The 14,308-nt window shown below is 67.0% G+C and carries 16 protein-coding genes; 5 read left to right on the forward strand and 11 right to left on the reverse strand.

Annotated elements, in window-relative coordinates; genetic code table 11:
• Window position 1 precedes the first annotated feature (1 nt).
• Window positions 2-928: an ornithine carbamoyltransferase gene (argF, locus tag KTJ87_RS09715; protein WP_267138922.1), complete on the forward strand. Its 927-nt coding sequence runs from the start codon at window positions 2-4 to the stop codon at window positions 926-928.
• Window positions 929-1,072: 144 nt separating this feature from the next.
• Here argF and KTJ87_RS09720 read toward each other — a convergent pair whose 3' ends face one another.
• Window positions 1,073-1,678, reverse strand: coding sequence for a flavin reductase family protein (locus KTJ87_RS09720; RefSeq protein ID WP_267138923.1), 606 nt, complete (start codon window positions 1,676-1,678; stop codon window positions 1,073-1,075).
• A gap of 76 nt (window positions 1,679-1,754) precedes the next feature.
• On the opposite strand from KTJ87_RS09720, the gene KTJ87_RS09725 reads away from it, so the two are divergent.
• The gene (locus tag KTJ87_RS09725) at window positions 1,755-2,267 is read left to right on the forward strand and encodes a GNAT family N-acetyltransferase (RefSeq protein ID WP_267138924.1); all 513 of its coding nucleotides are present in this window, start codon (window positions 1,755-1,757) and stop codon (window positions 2,265-2,267) included.
• 138 nt (window positions 2,268-2,405) lie between these two features.
• Window positions 2,406-3,059 (forward strand): hypothetical protein, encoded by a 654-nt coding sequence (locus tag KTJ87_RS09730; protein ID WP_267138925.1) that lies wholly within the window; start codon window positions 2,406-2,408, stop codon window positions 3,057-3,059.
• A 61-nt stretch (window positions 3,060-3,120) separates the two neighbouring features.
• Here KTJ87_RS09730 and ptsP read toward each other — a convergent pair whose 3' ends face one another.
• The 5 genes from ptsP to KTJ87_RS09755 form a co-directional block, all read right to left on the reverse strand.
• Window positions 3,121-5,367 carry a phosphoenolpyruvate--protein phosphotransferase gene (ptsP, locus tag KTJ87_RS09735; protein ID WP_267138926.1) on the reverse strand — a complete coding sequence of 749 codons (2,247 nt, stop codon included), beginning with the start codon at window positions 5,365-5,367 and terminating at the stop codon, window positions 3,121-3,123.
• 163 nt (window positions 5,368-5,530) lie between these two features.
• Window positions 5,531-6,766 (reverse strand): aspartate kinase, encoded by a 1,236-nt coding sequence (locus KTJ87_RS09740; RefSeq protein ID WP_267138927.1) that lies wholly within the window; start codon window positions 6,764-6,766, stop codon window positions 5,531-5,533.
• Window positions 6,767-6,856: 90 nt separating this feature from the next.
• Complete coding sequence (locus KTJ87_RS09745) at window positions 6,857-7,507, reverse strand: SDR family NAD(P)-dependent oxidoreductase (protein WP_267138928.1); 651 nt, start codon at window positions 7,505-7,507, stop codon at window positions 6,857-6,859.
• Window positions 7,507-7,935, reverse strand: coding sequence for a DUF1178 family protein (locus KTJ87_RS09750; protein ID WP_267138929.1), 429 nt, complete (start codon window positions 7,933-7,935; stop codon window positions 7,507-7,509). Before KTJ87_RS09750 ends, KTJ87_RS09745 begins: the two co-directional genes overlap by 1 nt.
• 70 nt (window positions 7,936-8,005) lie before the next feature.
• Window positions 8,006-8,458 carry an NUDIX hydrolase gene (locus KTJ87_RS09755; RefSeq protein WP_267138930.1) on the reverse strand — a complete coding sequence of 151 codons (453 nt, stop codon included), beginning with the start codon at window positions 8,456-8,458 and terminating at the stop codon, window positions 8,006-8,008.
• A 186-nt stretch (window positions 8,459-8,644) separates the two neighbouring features.
• On the opposite strand from KTJ87_RS09755, the gene KTJ87_RS09760 reads away from it, so the two are divergent.
• Both KTJ87_RS09760 and KTJ87_RS09765 read left to right on the forward strand, forming a co-directional pair.
• Window positions 8,645-9,175, forward strand: coding sequence for a glutathione peroxidase (locus KTJ87_RS09760; protein WP_267138931.1), 531 nt, complete (start codon window positions 8,645-8,647; stop codon window positions 9,173-9,175).
• Complete coding sequence (locus KTJ87_RS09765) at window positions 9,172-10,311, forward strand: acetoin utilization protein AcuC (protein WP_267138932.1); 1,140 nt, start codon at window positions 9,172-9,174, stop codon at window positions 10,309-10,311. Before KTJ87_RS09760 ends, KTJ87_RS09765 begins: the two co-directional genes overlap by 4 nt.
• On the opposite strand, the gene KTJ87_RS09770 is transcribed toward KTJ87_RS09765, so the two are convergent.
• From KTJ87_RS09770 to KTJ87_RS09790, 5 genes are all read right to left on the reverse strand, one after another.
• Window positions 10,277-11,239: an aminoglycoside phosphotransferase family protein gene (locus KTJ87_RS09770; RefSeq protein ID WP_267138933.1), complete on the reverse strand. Its 963-nt coding sequence runs from the start codon at window positions 11,237-11,239 to the stop codon at window positions 10,277-10,279. The genes KTJ87_RS09765 and KTJ87_RS09770 overlap by 35 nt on opposite strands.
• A 131-nt stretch (window positions 11,240-11,370) precedes the next feature.
• Window positions 11,371-12,243 carry an SRPBCC family protein gene (locus tag KTJ87_RS09775; protein ID WP_267138934.1) on the reverse strand — a complete coding sequence of 291 codons (873 nt, stop codon included), beginning with the start codon at window positions 12,241-12,243 and terminating at the stop codon, window positions 11,371-11,373.
• Complete coding sequence (locus KTJ87_RS09780; protein WP_267138935.1) at window positions 12,243-12,719, reverse strand: SRPBCC family protein; 477 nt, start codon at window positions 12,717-12,719, stop codon at window positions 12,243-12,245. Before KTJ87_RS09780 ends, KTJ87_RS09775 begins: the two co-directional genes overlap by 1 nt.
• A complete protein-coding gene (locus KTJ87_RS09785; RefSeq protein WP_267138936.1) occupies window positions 12,716-13,057 on the reverse strand; it encodes an ArsR/SmtB family transcription factor in 342 nt (113 codons plus the stop codon). Before KTJ87_RS09785 ends, KTJ87_RS09780 begins: the two co-directional genes overlap by 4 nt.
• Window positions 13,058-13,160: 103 nt before the next feature.
• The gene (locus KTJ87_RS09790; protein ID WP_267138937.1) at window positions 13,161-14,183 is read right to left on the reverse strand and encodes a LacI family DNA-binding transcriptional regulator; all 1,023 of its coding nucleotides are present in this window, start codon (window positions 14,181-14,183) and stop codon (window positions 13,161-13,163) included.
• Between the last annotated feature and the right edge of the window lie 125 nt (window positions 14,184-14,308).

Here is a 14,308-nt window from a genome sequence, read left to right on the forward strand (position 1 = left end):
GATGACCCATTTCCTAGACATCCACACCACCGACCCCGCCGATTTGCGGCAGATGATCGACCACGCCGCGACGATGAAATCCGCGCGGCAAGACCGGCCCAAGGGTGCCGCAGACGACGAGCAGCCATTGGCGGGCCGCATGGTCGCGCTGATCTTCGAGAAACCCTCGACCCGGACGCGGGTGTCCTTCGATCTTGGCGTGCGGCAGATGGGCGGCGAGACGATGGTGCTGTCGGGCAGCGACATGCAGCTTGGTCATGGCGAGACCATCGGCGACACGGCCCGCGTGCTGTCGCGCTATGTCGACCTCATCATGCTGCGCACCTTCGACGAGGCGGTGCTTCACGAGATGGCCGACAACGCGACGGTGCCGGTGATCAACGGGCTGACCGACCGCAGCCATCCCTGCCAGATCATGGCCGACGTGATGACCTACGAGGAACACCGGGGGCCGATCGCCGATGCGCAGGTGACGTGGTGCGGGGACGGCAACAACGTGTTCTCGTCGTTCCTGCATGCGGCGGGGCAATTCGGCTTCGACGTGACCTTCTCCGGGCCGCAGACGCTGGATCCCGACGCCGAATACCTGCGCTATGGCCGCGAAAAGGGCCGCAAGGTGCGGATCGAGCGTGACCCCGCCGCTGCCGTCACCGGCGCGGACCTTGTCGTCACCGACACCTGGATCTCGATGCACGACAGCCAGTCCGCGCGCGAGCGGCGGCACAACCAGCTGCGCCCCTACCAGGTGAACGCCGAATTGATGCGCCACGCCAAGCCGGACGCACTGTTCATGCACTGCCTGCCCGCCCACCGCGGCGAGGAAGTCACGAGCGAGGTGATGGACGGGCGGCAGTCGGTGGTCTTCGACGAGGCCGAGAACCGTCTGCACGCGCAAAAGGCGATCCTGCGCTGGTGCCTTGGCGTGTGAGCGCGCGAAGGAGGAGCGCCTGCGGCGCAAGACATGTCCCGGACGCTCCGCTGCGCTGCGCCGCCCGGGGGCGAGGGGCTCTGCCCCTCTGGCCCTGCGGGCCATTCACCCCGGAGGTATTTGAGACCAAAGAGAAGCGGGAAGTCAGTCGTCCGGGCGGCGCAGGCTGAACACGTCTGCGATGCGCGTGTAGTCGCGGTAGCCGAGGCGCGAGAGCGGCTGGTAGAGGGTGATGTCGAGCATCCCGCCCACAAGGTAGCGCTCGTCGATGTGGATGCCCGTTACCTCTCCGAAGACGGCGATGTTGGCGGGGCCTTCCAGTGTCACGATCTGCGTGACCCTGCATTCGAGATGTGCCGGGCAGCCCGCGACGCGCGCGCAGTCGATGGTTTCGCAACCCAGCTTGTCCAGGCCCGCGCGGGCGAATTCGTCGGTGCCACGCGGCAGGGTGGCCGAGGTGGCGTTCATCGCGTCGCGCATCGCATAGGGCACGATGTTCATGCAGAACACGCCGGTATCGCGGATGTTGCCGACGCTGTCCTTGGTGCCGTCGCGGTCGTCCTTGCTGCCGGTGGAGGCGAACATCACCTGCGGCGGCGTGTAGGCGACGGCGTTGAAGAAGGAATAGGGCGCAAGGTTGTCGTGACCGTCGCCGCCCCGCGTCGACACCCAGCCGATGGGCCGCGGCGTGACGATGGCGTTGAACGGGTTGTGCGGCAGGCCGTGGCCGTCCTTGGGCTGGTAGAACATGCGGGGGGTCCCTTGCGCCGTGTTGTTGCTGACCTAGCCCCATGCTACGGCCAAATCCAGTGCTGGGAGGACAGCCTTGGACCGTATCGCCGAAGAACGTCCTGACGACTGGTGGGAGGTCGAGGCGCTGTTCGATCTGTGCTTTGCGCCGGGCCGCACGGCGCTGTCGTCCTATCGCCTGCGCGAGGATGTGGCGCCTGTCGGGCCGCTGTGCTTGGTGTCGCGCGACACCCTCGGCATTCTTGAGGGCGCGATCCGCTACTGGCCGGTGCGCGTCGGCACTGCCGGGGCGGCGGCGCTCTTGCTGGGACCGGTGGCGGTGCACCCGACGCGGCAGGGCGAGGGGCTGGCCGGTCTTCTGATCCGCGAGAGCCTGCAGCGGGCGCGCGCGCTTGGCTGGACGCGCGCGATGCTGGTGGGCGATGCGCCCTACTACGGGCGCTTCGGCTTCACGCGGCTGGACGGGGTAGAGATGCCGCCGCCGACCAACCCGGACCGCGTCCTGGGGCTGTCGCTGGTCCCCGGCGATGCCTGGGACGGGATCACGGGGGCGGTGGTTCGCCGGGACGCGGGCGAGCCGCCCAGCTGAGGGCTGCGGAAGGCGGTTGCCTTACGCGGCGAAACCTCACAAGTACTTGAAGTTGCAGGAACCCTTCGTCGTGGCCCCGTGTTCCACACCCGAACCGGCGCACTGCCGGGACACGATAGGACGAAAGGAACTTTTGATATGAAACGTCTTCTCACGACGACCGCACTTGTTCTGGCAACCGCAACCGCAGGTGTCGCAACCGCGCAGGACAGCCAGATCCGCAACACGGTTTCCAACGAGATTGCGACCCTGGGGATGGACATCGATGTGTCGACCCTGAGCCAGGAGCAGGTTGCCGAGCTTTACACCATCATCACCTCGACCGACGACAGCGGTGACGTGGCCCAGCGGGTGCGTGCCGTGATCGCCGACAACAGCACCGGGATGAGCATGGATGATGCCGACCAGCTGCGCCAGACCGTCGCCAACGAGTTGGCGACCTATGGCATGGACGTGGACGTGGCGCTTCTGACTGACGAGGAAGTGTCGGAGCTTTACGCGGCCACCACCTCGACCGATGACGAAGGCACCGCGATGCAGCGCGTGCGCGGTATCCTTGCCGGATCGGGCGCCGTCGACATGAACGACCCCGAAACGCTGCTGGTCGTGCTGAACATGGAGCAGTCGCAGTTCGACGCTGCGGTGGAGAACGCTCTGGTCAGCACCGGCTACACCAGCGTCGACGTCTCGAACCTGTCCACCAGCCAGAAGGCGGAAATCTACACGCTCGCCACGTCGAGCGAGATGGGCACAGACGAGGTCAACCGGATCGGCGCGATCGTCGGCATGTGATCTTCGCAGAAGTCTGACCGACTTGGGGCACCCTTCGGGGTGCCCCTTTTCATGTGCGCGATCAGGCGGTGGACCGCGCCAGCCAGTCCGTCACCGCCGCGCGCACGCTTTGCGCGCCGCTGCCGAACGCCTCGTCGATGACGGCCTTTGCCTCGGCCAGATCGACCCGGCGCACCAGGCTCTTGACCGGACCGATGGAGGCGGGGCGCATCGACAGCGCACGCATGCCGATGGCAGCGAAGCACACTGCCTCGACCGGCCGGCCTGCATCCTCACCGCAGAACGACAGCGGCGTGCCATGCTCGGCGCAGCGCTGCACGATGCCCTGCAGAAACGTCAGGAAGCTGACGTTGAGCGTGTCGTAGCGGCGCCGGACCAGTTCGTTCTCGCGGTCGGCGGCGAAGAAGAACTGTTTCAGATCGTTTCCGCCGATCGAGATGAAATCGACCTCGCGGAAGAAGGCATCGGGCGCGAAGGCGAGGCTGGGCGTTTCCAGCATCGCGCCAACCTTCAACTCGGATGGCAGGGGGTGGCCCAGCGCGCGCTCGCGCTCGATCTCGCGGTCGACATGGGCGCGCGCGGCGCGGAATTCCTCGAGCTGCGCGACGAAGGGGAACATCAGCGTCAGGGGGCGGCCGTTGGCGGCACGGATCAGCGCCTGAAGCTGCATCCGCATCACGCCGGGCTTGTCGAGGCCGACCCGGATCGCCCGCCAGCCCAGCGCGGGGTTCGGTTCCTCGTTAGGCTTCATGTAGGGCAGCACCTTGTCCGACCCGATGTCGAGGGTGCGGAACACCACCGGCTTGCCCTTCGCCGCATCCAGAACGCGCGCGTAGATGCTGGCCAGCTCCGACCGGCGTGGCATGGTGTTGCGCACGAGAAACTGCAGCTCGGTGCGGAACAGGCCGACACCTTGCGCGCCGGAGCCGTCCAGCGACGGCAGGTCGGCCATGAGCCCGGCGTTCATATGTAGGTCGATCACCGTGCCACACTTCGCCTCGGCCGGAAGGCCGCGCAGCGAGACGTAGCGTTGCTGCGCCTCGGCCTGCATCGCGATCTTGTCGCGGAACGCCTTGGTCACGGTTTCCTCGGGGCGCAGGTGGACGATGCCCTGATCGCCGTCGACAAGGATCGGATCGCCGTTCAGCGCCTCGGTGGTGATGCGGGCCGCGTTGATGACCAGCGGAATCGCCAGCGCGCGGGCGACGATTGCGGCATGGCTGCCGACCGAGCCTTGTTCCAGCACCACGCCCTTGAGAGAGCGGCCATAGTCCAGCAACTCGCCCGGACCGATGTTGCGTGCAACGAGGATCGGATCGGCGGGAATCTCGGCGCCGGTGTCGCGGCCCTGTCCCGACAGGATGCGGAGCAGCCGGTTCGACAGATCGTCCAGATCATGCAGCCGTTCGCGCAGGTAGGGATCGGGCACCTGGCCCATCCGGGCGTGAGCCGAGGATTGTTCTTTCTCGACCGCCGCCTCTGCCGACAGCCCGCGCGAGATGTCTTCCTCCATCCGGCGCATCCAGCTGCGCGAGTTGGCGAACATCCGGTAGGTTTCCAGCACATCGCGCTGGTCCTTGTCGGTCGAGGTCACGGACTTCAGCAGATCATCGACGGTCACGCGCAGCCGGTCGACGGCATCGTGGAGCCGCTGGCGTTCGGCCTCGGGATCGTCGGCGACGAGGTTGGTGATGACGACACGCGGCTCGTGCAGCCAGACATGCCCTTCGGCGGTGCCTTCCTGCCCGGTGCCGCCGCGGATCAGCACCGCCTGCTGGTGCGGCTTGGCCAGCGCGGCGCCTTCGCCGACGAAGGCACCAAGCTCTGTCATCTCGGCAAGCACCATCGCCACGACTTCCAGCGCGTAGATCGCATCGTCAGAAAACAGCCGCTCTTCCTTGGACTGCACGACCAGCACGCCAAGTGTTTCGCCCAGACGCTGGATCGGCACGCCCAGGAACGACGAATAGATTTCCTCGCCGGTCTCGGGCATGTAGCGAAAGCCGCGTTCCGACGGTGCATCCTTGGTGTTCACCGGCGTCGCGGCCCGGGCGACGCGGCCCACAAGGCCCTCGCCGACCCGCATCCGGGTCTGGTGCACGGCTTCGGCCTTGAGGCCCTCGGTCGCGCAAAGCTCAAGCGTTTCGGCGTCGCGGAACAGGTAGATCGAGCACACTTCGGTGCCCATCGAGTCCGCGATCAGGTGGGTGATCCGGTCAAGTCGGGTCTGGCCCGCGCTTTCGTCGGCCAGCGTATCGCGCAAGCGTCCGAGAAGCTTGCGGCTTTCGCTTTCGGTTCTGTCGGGCATGTCCCTCGACCCCGCCTCGTGCGGCCTTCTGTTCGGCTTAAATCACAGCGATCTGTGGAACGGAACGGATTTTCCCGCTGAACGTGTTGCAAGCGCCGGGCCGCTTGCAGGCCGCCCGGGCGTTGATCCGTTTGCTTTCAGCTCCGCCAATTTGCTGGGCGGTTCAGGCCTTTTCTAGCTCGAACGCGTCGTGCAGCGCCTGCACTGCAAGCTCCATGTACTTGCGGTCGATCAGGACAGAAATCTTGATCTCGGACGTGGTGATGACCTTGATGTTGATGCCCTCGTCGCGCAGCGCCTTGAACATCGTCGCCGCGACGCCCGCATGGCTGCGCATGCCGATCCCGACGACCGACACCTTGGCCACGTCCTTGTCCGCGACCAGGTCGTGAAAGTTGATCTCGCCCCTGGTCTTGGCGTCCGTCATTGCCTTCTCGGCCCGCGCGACCTGATCGATGGGGCAGGAAAAGGTCATGTCGGTGCGGCCATCCTCGGCGATGTTCTGCACGATCATGTCGACATTCACGCCCGCATCGGCCAGCGGGCCGAAGATCGCCGCCGCGATGCCGGGGCGGTCGGCGACAGAGATCAGGGTCATCTTCGCTTCGTCGCGGCTATAGGCGACACCGGCCACTGCTTTGCTTTCCACGATATCCTCCTCGGCGCAGACAAGGGTGCCCGCGTTGTCATCCATTTCCTCGAAACTCGACAGCACGCGCAGTTTCACGCCAAAGCGCATCGCCAGCTCGACCGAACGGGTCTGCAGCACCTTTGCACCCAGCGACGCCAGTTCCAGCATCTCCTCGAACGCGATGCGGTCCAGCTTGCGTGCCTTGTCGGAAATCCGCGGGTCGGTGGTATAGACGCCGTCCACGTCGGTGTAGATGTCGCAGCGTTCCGCGCCGAAGGCGGCGGCGAAGGCGACGGCGGTGGTGTCCGATCCGCCACGGCCCAGCGTGGTGATCCGGCCCTCGGGGCTGACGCCCTGAAAGCCCGCGACAACGGCGACCTTCATGCCTGCGGCAAACTTCGACAGGATGTTGGCGGGCGGGATGTCCTCGATCCGCGCAGCCCCGTGGGCGCTGTTGGTCAGTAGCGGCACCTGCCAGCCCTGCCAACTGCGTGCGGGGACATCCATTTCCTGCAAGGTCAGAGCCATCAGGCCCGCCGTCACGTTCTCGCCCGACGACACCACCGCGTCATATTCGCGCGCGTCGTAGAATTGCGAGGTCTCGTTGACCCAGCCGACCAGTTCGTTGGTCTTGCCGGACATGGCCGAGACGATGACGATGACGTCATAGCCATTGGCAACCTCGCGGCCCACGCGCTTTGCGGCGCGGCGGATGCGGTCGAGCGTGGCGACGGACGTGCCGCCGAATTTCATCACGAGAATGGGCATGAGGCCGGGTCTGGTCCCGTCAGAGAGGTGAACGGGCGCTCTATAGGGTTAGCCAAGGGGGTGGTCAATCGCGGCGAGTGGCGCGCCGGATCAATAGGGGTGGTCGCGCCCGTCCCAGGTGCGGAAGCACCCCGTGCTGTCCAGCGACAATTCGGCGATGCGGTCCTTCAGGCCTGCCGCCGCCTCGTCCACCGCTATCTCGGCGCTGCCGCCGCCCATGTCGGTGCGCACCCAGCCGGGGTGATAGATCCCGACGCTCACGCCGTCACCGCGCAGATCGGTGGCAAGGTTGCGCCCAAGGTTCAGCGCCGCCGCCTTGGACGCGCGGTAGACATAGCTGCCGCCGGGCGCGCGGGTGTGGCTGGCCATCTGGCTGGAGATGATCGCGATCCTGCCGCGCGCCGCGCGAAGCTGCGGCAGAAGGGCCTGCACGGTCAGGAACACGCCGGTGACGTTGACCGCAAAGGCATCCGCCCACATCGCGGCGGGATAGCCGGTGCCCAGCGCCTGCACTTTGTCGGGATAGACACCGGCGTTGCAGATCAGCACATCGAGTGGGTCGGCGCCGAGCGTTGCGGACAGCGTGGCCAGATCGCCGGGCCGGGTGACGTCGGCTGCGATCAGACCGTCTGCGCCGCCCGCCGCCCGCGTGGTGCCGAACACCGTGGCGCCGTCGCTCCGGTAGCCGTCCAGCAGCGCGGCACCGATCCCACGGTTGGCCCCCGTGACCAGCACGCGCATCAGTTCGCCTTGCGCGTTGGCATGAAGGGCAGGGGGGCCACCGGCACGCCGTCCTCGATCAGGCGGCGCGCCTCGTCGGGCCGCGCCTCGCCCCAGATCGGCTTGCTATCCCGTTCGCCATCATGGATTGCGCGGGCCTGGCGGGCGAAATCGGTGCCGACATACTCGGCGTTCTTCTCGACCTCGGCGCGCATCTTGCGCAGCTTTTCCTCAAGCGGGTGCGACGGTGCCGACAGCGCGGGAACCGTTCGCTCGTCGCGCCGCGCCGCCGGAACACCGGGCGCCATCAGCGCCTTGTCGACCACGGTGTCGCCGCAATTCGGGCAGGCGACATGGCCCGACGCCCGCAGCGTGTCGTAGGCGCCCGACGACTGGAACCAGCTTTCGAAGTCATGGGCGTTCGAGCATTTGAGCGCGTAGCGGATCATTCCATCTGTCCCGTCAAAACGATCCGCCGAACATAGTCACCGGCGCGGGGCGATCAATCGCCCCCGTGCGTCAGCGCGGCAGGTTGCGCGCGTCGAAGACCTTGAGGATCTCGCGCAATTCCGGCTCGTCCACCAGCGTGGCGGCCTTTTGCGGCGAACACCAGCGGCGGCGCCGATCCTTTGCCTCGGGGTAGTCGTCGGCAAGCTCTGTGACCTTGAAGGGAAACAGCGCCACGACGCAGGGCATGTCGGTCTCGTCCGGCGCCTCGGCCAGCTTGATGTAGGAATAGATCCCAAGGCACAGGGTCGACACCTTGCCGATCGCGCCCGCCTCTTCCCAGGCTTCGGTCGCGGCCGCGTCGCTGGGGGTCGCGCCCTCGACCGGCCAGCCCTTGGGCGTGATCCAGCGCTCGGTCGTGCGGCTGGTGACAAGCAGCACTTCGGTCTTGTCCTTGCGCATGCGGTAGCAGACGGCCCCGAACTGGGTCCGCACGTCGCGCTTTGACGACGAAGGCAGCCGCATGGGCTGCTGCTTTGGCTTGGCAATGCTCAAAATTTACCTGACCGCTCTGGGCCGCGATGGATCGCCGCCATTATTGGACATGGAGGATACGCCATGATTGCGCAAAGCCCAAGAGGCAACTGCATGTGATTGTCTTGACCCCATGTAGCGCGGCCATAGTTTCTGCATGACAACGGAGGTCCCCCCATGCTGCGCGCCGTTATCGTCATCCTGTCGCTTGCCCTTGCCGCCCCGGCGTATGCGATCGAGTCCATCGGCGGCTTCAGTTTCCGGTCCATCGACGGCGGAACCATCGACAGCGCCGACTGGCAGGGCAGCCCGGTGCTGGTGGCCAATACCGCGTCGTTGTGCGCCTACACCCCGCAATACGATGGGCTTCAGGCGCTTTATGACACCTACCGCGCACGCGGGCTTCTGGTTCTGGCGGTGCCGTCGGACGACTTCGCGCAAGAGCTTGGCGACGAGGCGGCGGTCAAGGAATTCTGCGCGGTGAACTTCGACCTCGACCTGCCGATGACCGAGATCACACCCGTGCGAGGACGCGAGGCGCATCCGTTCTACGCCTGGCTGCGCGAGACGGAAGGCTTCGTGCCGAACTGGAACTTCAACAAGGTGCTGATCGGGCCGGACGGCACCGTGATCGACACCTACGGGTCCGGCGTCGATCCGATGTCGCCGCGTATCCGCACTCGGATCGAGGCGCTCCTGTCGCAATGACCCTGCCGGTCTTCATCGGCTCCGAGATCTATCGCGGCTCGTCCTATGGCGGCTGGCACCCGCTGCGGGTGCCGCGCGTGTCCACTGTCATGCACCTGTGCCGCGCGCTGGGCTGGCTGCCGCGCGCGCAGTTCGTCCCCTCGCCCCGCGCACGGCCTGCTGCGCTGCACGCCTTCCACACGCCCCGCTACATCGCCGCGCTGCAGGCGGCCGAGCGTGACCAGACCGTGAGTGACGCGGTTCGGCAGAGGCATCACCTTGGCACCCATTCCAACCCGGTCTACCCCGAAGTCTTCCGCCGTCCCGCCACGGCGGCGGGGGCATCGATCCTTGCGGGCGAGATGCTGGCAGAGGGCGGCGTGGTCTATTCGCCCGCCAGCGGCACGCACCACGGAATGCCGGACCGCGCCAACGGCTTCTGCTATCTCAATGACCCGGTGCTGGGCCTTCTGTCGCTGCGCCGGATGGGCGTGCGGCGGATCGCCTATGTCGACATCGACGCGCATCATTGCGACGGCGTCGATCACGCGTTCCGCGATGATCCAGACATGCTGCTGGTGTCGGTGCACGAGGAACGGCGCTGGCCGTTCACCGGCGCGCTGGCCGATCAGGGCGCGGGCAACGTGTTCAACCTGCCGGTGCCGCGCGGCTTCAACGACACCGAGATGCGCGCCGCGCTGGACAGCGTGATCCTGCCCGCCGTCGCCGCGCACCGGCCTGATGCCGTGGTCCTGCAATGCGGCGCCGACGCGGTCGAGGAAGACCCGCTGTCGCGCCTGTCGCTGTCGAACAACGCGCATTGGCAGGTGGTGGCGGCGCTGCGCCCCCTCAGCCCGCGCTACTTCGTGACCGGGGGTGGCGGCTACAACCCCTGGACGGTGGGGCGGTTGTGGTCCGGCGTCTGGGCGACCCTGACCGGAGCCGAGATCCCGGACCGCCTGCCGCCAGAGGCCGAAGCGATCCTGCGCGCCGTGCCCTGGTCCGGCAACAGTCGCGCCCGCGCCCCGCGCGAGACGCTGTTCACCGCCCTGCGCGACGCTCCGAACGAAGGCCCGGTGCGGCCCGAGGTGGCGGGCCGCATCGCGGCCCTTGCCGCCCGGATCAGATCGGCAGAACGGATCGCAGCCGCAGGCTGAGCGTGTCGAACCGGTGGCGCTGGGCGGCGGAGGTGGCAAAGCGCTCGGGCGTGACGGTCAGCCAGTCCATCGCCAGCCGCGCCTGCATGGCCGCCTCGAACAGCCGGGGATCGGGCAGCGGGCCATACCCGGCGACAAAGGCCTCGATCGTGGTCTGCGCGATCCCCGAGGGGTGAAGCGGCCCGTCCAGCACCAGTTGCACATCCGCCCGCAGAAGATCGACGATGTCATAGAGCGCCAGCTTTCGGGTCACTTCGGTCAGGTCCAGCCCGGTGGCGGTCTGTCCGTCGAACAGCAGGTTGTTGGCGTGGAAATCGCGGTGGCACAGGCCCTCGGTCGCGTTCGTTCCACGCAGGGCGCGCAGCCTCTCGGCGATGGCGTTCGTCACCGCCTGCGCCCGCGCCGGGTCGGCTTGCGCCGGTCCACTCGCCAGCTCTTGCAACCGCTCGATCATCCAGCGCGGCCAGAATGGCGCGATCTCTGCGGTGTCCGCCGAATGCAGCACCCGCAGCCAGCGTCCCGCTGCCGTGAACAGCGCCCGCGCGTCGGCGGGGGCAGGTCCCGCGTCCAAGGTCTCCAGCATCGTCGGCGCTTCAACGAGGCCGGTGACGAGAAAGCGGCCATTGCCGCCCAGCAGGATCGGCTCGATCAGGGCGGCGCCATCCGCAGCGGCGAACAGCGGACGCAGGCGGACAAGCTGGACGTGTTCCCGTGCAAGCCGTCCGGTGTCGTCCCCGCGCAGATCGATCTTGACCGCGACCATGCGCCCGCCGCCTGCCAGCGCGACGACGCAGCGCTCGTGCGTTCGGTCCTTGGCGCGGGCGAGCGGGATGGCGTGCGCATCGGACAGGCCAAGCGCCTCGGCCGCCTCTGCGATCAGGGCGGTGAAACCGGGCGTGTCGGGTATGTCTGGACGCGCGGGGGGCATCGGAACCACCTGTTCGGGACGGGGATCGCCCGGTTGGCGGGCATCCCGGCAAGGACAGGTCTACTCAACACGCCCGCGCGGGCAGGTGCAAACAATGCTGGCGCCGCAAGGATCACCCCGGCGGGGCGCCATCACCTGTCGCCGACGAACCGCGCAAGCTTGCCCAGCGTCTGCATCCCAAGCTCCTGTGCGCCGAACCCCTTCGCGGCGGCGAATTCCGCCGCCGTGTTGAAGACCATGCCAAGCGTCACGACGGTTGCGCCCCCGGATTCCTCGAAGGTCGCCCAGGCGTCTGCGTGCTTCGGCCCGTTCTCTCCGGCCAGCAGGGTGTAGGACAGCCGCGCCTGCTCTCGCACCTCGATATAGTGATGATGGTTCGGGTAGACTGTGCCATCCGGCCCGATCATGTCAAAGACCCACTCTCCGCCAGAGCGCAGGTCGATCCGGTCCGTGCGGCAGGAAAAGCCCTCTGGCCCCCACCACTGCGGCAGCGTCTCGGCATTCACCCAGGCACCCCAGACGACATCCCTTGGCGCGTCGATCACACGGCGAAGGACCATCGTGCGCGCGGCGACACCCGCCAGGTTTTCCAGCCCGGCCGCGAAGCCCTGCCGATACCCCTCGGCCATGTCCTGCGCGAGGGGCGACAGTTGCACCGTCACGGTGATGTGGCTGCCGTCGCCGCGCGTCTCGAAGTCGGCGGTGACCAGCGCGGCCGACAGGGCCGCGCCGTCGCTCGACAGCACTTCCGTGCCGACGCTGCGCCTGTCCGTCTCAAGATGCAGCCAGATGCACTCGGCCCGGATATCGGGGTGTCCGGGCGCCCGGCAGATCGAGACCTCGCGCCCGCCGACCTGGCTGTCGGCCTCGAGAAACTCGACCGTCACGCCCGGTGCGGGCGGTGCCCAGATGGCCCGCGCCGTGGGGGAGGTCCACGCTTGCCAGAGGGCATCGACCGGCGCGGCGGCCTGCCGCTCGAAGGTCAGGGTGGCGAAACGGTCCATCAGGCGCGCAGCCCCCTGGCATAGGCCTCAAGCTGCGTTGTGACCGTGCCCCAGCCGTCGAAAAACCCCATCTCCTCGTGCGACTTGCGCGTCTCGGGTGATCTGTGGCGGGCGATGGCGGTATAGGTCGTGCCGCCGCCCTCGGCATCGCTGAACAGCAGGATCGCCGTCATGAACGGGTCTGGCGCCGGCTTCCACCCTTCGGTGTAAGTGTCGGTGAACACAAGCTTTTCGCCCGTCACGATCTCGAGGTAGACGCCGGTGTTGTCCATCCGGTTGCCATCCACGTCGAAGACGGTGTTGAAGCGCCCGCCGACGCGAAGGTCGATGTCGACCTCCGTCACCTTGTGCGGAGCGGGAATGAAGAAATGCGGGATGTGTTCCGCTTGTGTCCAGCAGTCCCACACAAGCTGTCGAGGCACCGCCAGCGTGCGGGTAAAGCTGAGGTCGGTCTCGGGATTGAGGTCGGGGGTCATGTGTCACGCGTCTCCATCAGGGTCATCACATAGGCATCCAGCCGGTCGAGCCGTGCGTCCCAAAGAGCGCGCTGCTCTTCGAGCCAGGACTGCACCGGGGTCAGCGCCTCGGGCACCATGGCGCAGGTCCGCACGCGGCCCTCCTTGGTGGTGGCGATCAGCCCGGCGTCTTCCAGCACCGAAAGGTGCCGCATCACGGTTGGCAGGCGCAGGCCGGTCGGCCTTGCCAGATCGCTTACCGGAGCGGGCCCCGCCGCAAGCCGCGCCAGCATCGCGCGCCGCGTCGGGTCTGCAAGGGCATGGAACACAAGGGACAGATCGGGATCATGCTTAGTCATACGTCTAACTATTCCGCGGCGCCGGTCCACGCAAGGATAAACTTCGTCAGTTGGCTAAGTTTCGCATTATGGGTTGATGGCAACGGCCTTGCAGGCCAAAGCCTCACACGTTCTCTGCGATCAGGATCTCGGTGCGGATGCGTTCCTGCGAGGCCAGCGTCGCCCGGTTTTCGCACTTGGCGCGCAGGATGCGGATGGCGCTGCGCACCAGATGGCCGGGATCCTGGTGAATGACCGCGTCAAGCTCGCCCGTCCGCAGCGCGCGTTCCGTTGCCGGTGTGCGTTCATGGGCAATCGTGACGCGCCCCTCGGTCGCCCCAAGGGCGCGCGCGACCTCGATCGGAATCCGCGCCTCGGCGCCCATGAAATAAAGCCCGACCACGTCGTCGTGGGAGTGCAGGGCGTTGCGCAGGACGTGCTGGGCGCGGCCCGGATCGCCGTGTGTCTCAAGCGTCGGCAGGATCGTGAGGTCCGGGTAGTCGCGGTTGATGACGCCGTCGAACCCAAGGCGGCGCTCAAGGCTGTCGCGCGATTGCGTCGTCTCGGTCAGCACGACGATGGACCCGGCGGCGGGGCCGATGAACCGCCCCATCAGACGCCCCGCCGTGGCGCCCGCGCCCCGGTTGTCGATCCCGACAAAGCCTTCTCCGCCGTCCTCCTGCTGGTTGGTCACGAAGGGGATCGTCCTGATCCCGCGCTCGCGCATTCGCAGCAAGGCGTCGCGAATCTGCGGTGTCTCGGGGGCCATGATCGCGATCCCGTCGATGTCCTCGGGGGACAGGCGCGACAGCGTCCGTGCCGTGCGGTGGGGGTCGCGGTCGTCAAGGCGGATCACGTCGGCCTCGACCATCTCGGCGCGGCCCGCCTTGTCGAATTCGCGGATGCGGTCGATGATCTCTTCAAGGAACTCATCGCCCGAACGGGGCAGGGCAAAGGCGAACCGATAGGCGCGCTGCCGGGCGAGCGTGGCGGCGACCTGGTTGCGCTCGAAGCCGATTCTCTCGATGGCTTCGTTGACGGCCCGGACCGTCTTGTCGCGCACGCCCGACCGTCCATTGAGCACCCTGTCAACCGTTGCAAGGCTGACGCCGGCCGCTTTGGCAAGGTCTTTCGTGGTCGGTCTCATATTGCTGAAAGCCCTGATTTTGCTGGCCTAACTGCGCCCATCATGGCTGCTCGATACTGTGGTGACAAGGTGAAATGAGGTGCGCACCTCAGGAATTGCTTGCTTTGAGGTGCGCACCTCATCTA

Origin of the sequence: Anianabacter salinae (genome assembly GCF_019061145.1) — a bacterium.
Classification (GTDB): Bacteria; Pseudomonadota; Alphaproteobacteria; order Rhodobacterales; family Rhodobacteraceae; genus Anianibacter; species Anianibacter salinarum.

Coding starts and splice junctions, on each gene's coding strand:
- KTJ87_RS09720 (WP_267138923.1), bottom strand. CDS start 1,678: ATGTTCTACCAGCCCAAGGACGGCCACGGCCTGCCGCACAACCCGTTC.
- KTJ87_RS09790 (WP_267138937.1), bottom strand. CDS start 14,183: ATGAGACCGACCACGAAAGACCTTGCCAAAGCGGCCGGCGTCAGCCTT.
- KTJ87_RS09730 (WP_267138925.1), top strand. CDS start 2,406: ATGAAACGTCTTCTCACGACGACCGCACTTGTTCTGGCAACCGCAACC.
- ptsP (WP_267138926.1), bottom strand. CDS start 5,367: ATGCCCGACAGAACCGAAAGCGAAAGCCGCAAGCTTCTCGGACGCTTG.
- KTJ87_RS09755 (WP_267138930.1), bottom strand. CDS start 8,458: ATGCGGCTGCCTTCGTCGTCAAAGCGCGACGTGCGGACCCAGTTCGGG.
- KTJ87_RS09775 (WP_267138934.1), bottom strand. CDS start 12,243: ATGGACCGTTTCGCCACCCTGACCTTCGAGCGGCAGGCCGCCGCGCCG.
- KTJ87_RS09770 (WP_267138933.1), bottom strand. CDS start 11,239: ATGCCCCCCGCGCGTCCAGACATACCCGACACGCCCGGTTTCACCGCC.
- KTJ87_RS09750 (WP_267138929.1), bottom strand. CDS start 7,935: ATGATCCGCTACGCGCTCAAATGCTCGAACGCCCATGACTTCGAAAGC.
- KTJ87_RS09745 (WP_267138928.1), bottom strand. CDS start 7,507: ATGCGCGTGCTGGTCACGGGGGCCAACCGTGGGATCGGTGCCGCGCTG.
- KTJ87_RS09760 (WP_267138931.1), top strand. CDS start 8,645: ATGCTGCGCGCCGTTATCGTCATCCTGTCGCTTGCCCTTGCCGCCCCG.
- KTJ87_RS09740 (WP_267138927.1), bottom strand. CDS start 6,766: ATGCCCATTCTCGTGATGAAATTCGGCGGCACGTCCGTCGCCACGCTC.
- KTJ87_RS09785 (WP_267138936.1), bottom strand. CDS start 13,057: ATGACTAAGCATGATCCCGATCTGTCCCTTGTGTTCCATGCCCTTGCA.
- argF (WP_267138922.1), top strand. CDS start 2: ATGACCCATTTCCTAGACATCCACACCACCGACCCCGCCGATTTGCGG.
- KTJ87_RS09780 (WP_267138935.1), bottom strand. CDS start 12,719: ATGACCCCCGACCTCAATCCCGAGACCGACCTCAGCTTTACCCGCACG.
- KTJ87_RS09765 (WP_267138932.1), top strand. CDS start 9,172: ATGACCCTGCCGGTCTTCATCGGCTCCGAGATCTATCGCGGCTCGTCC.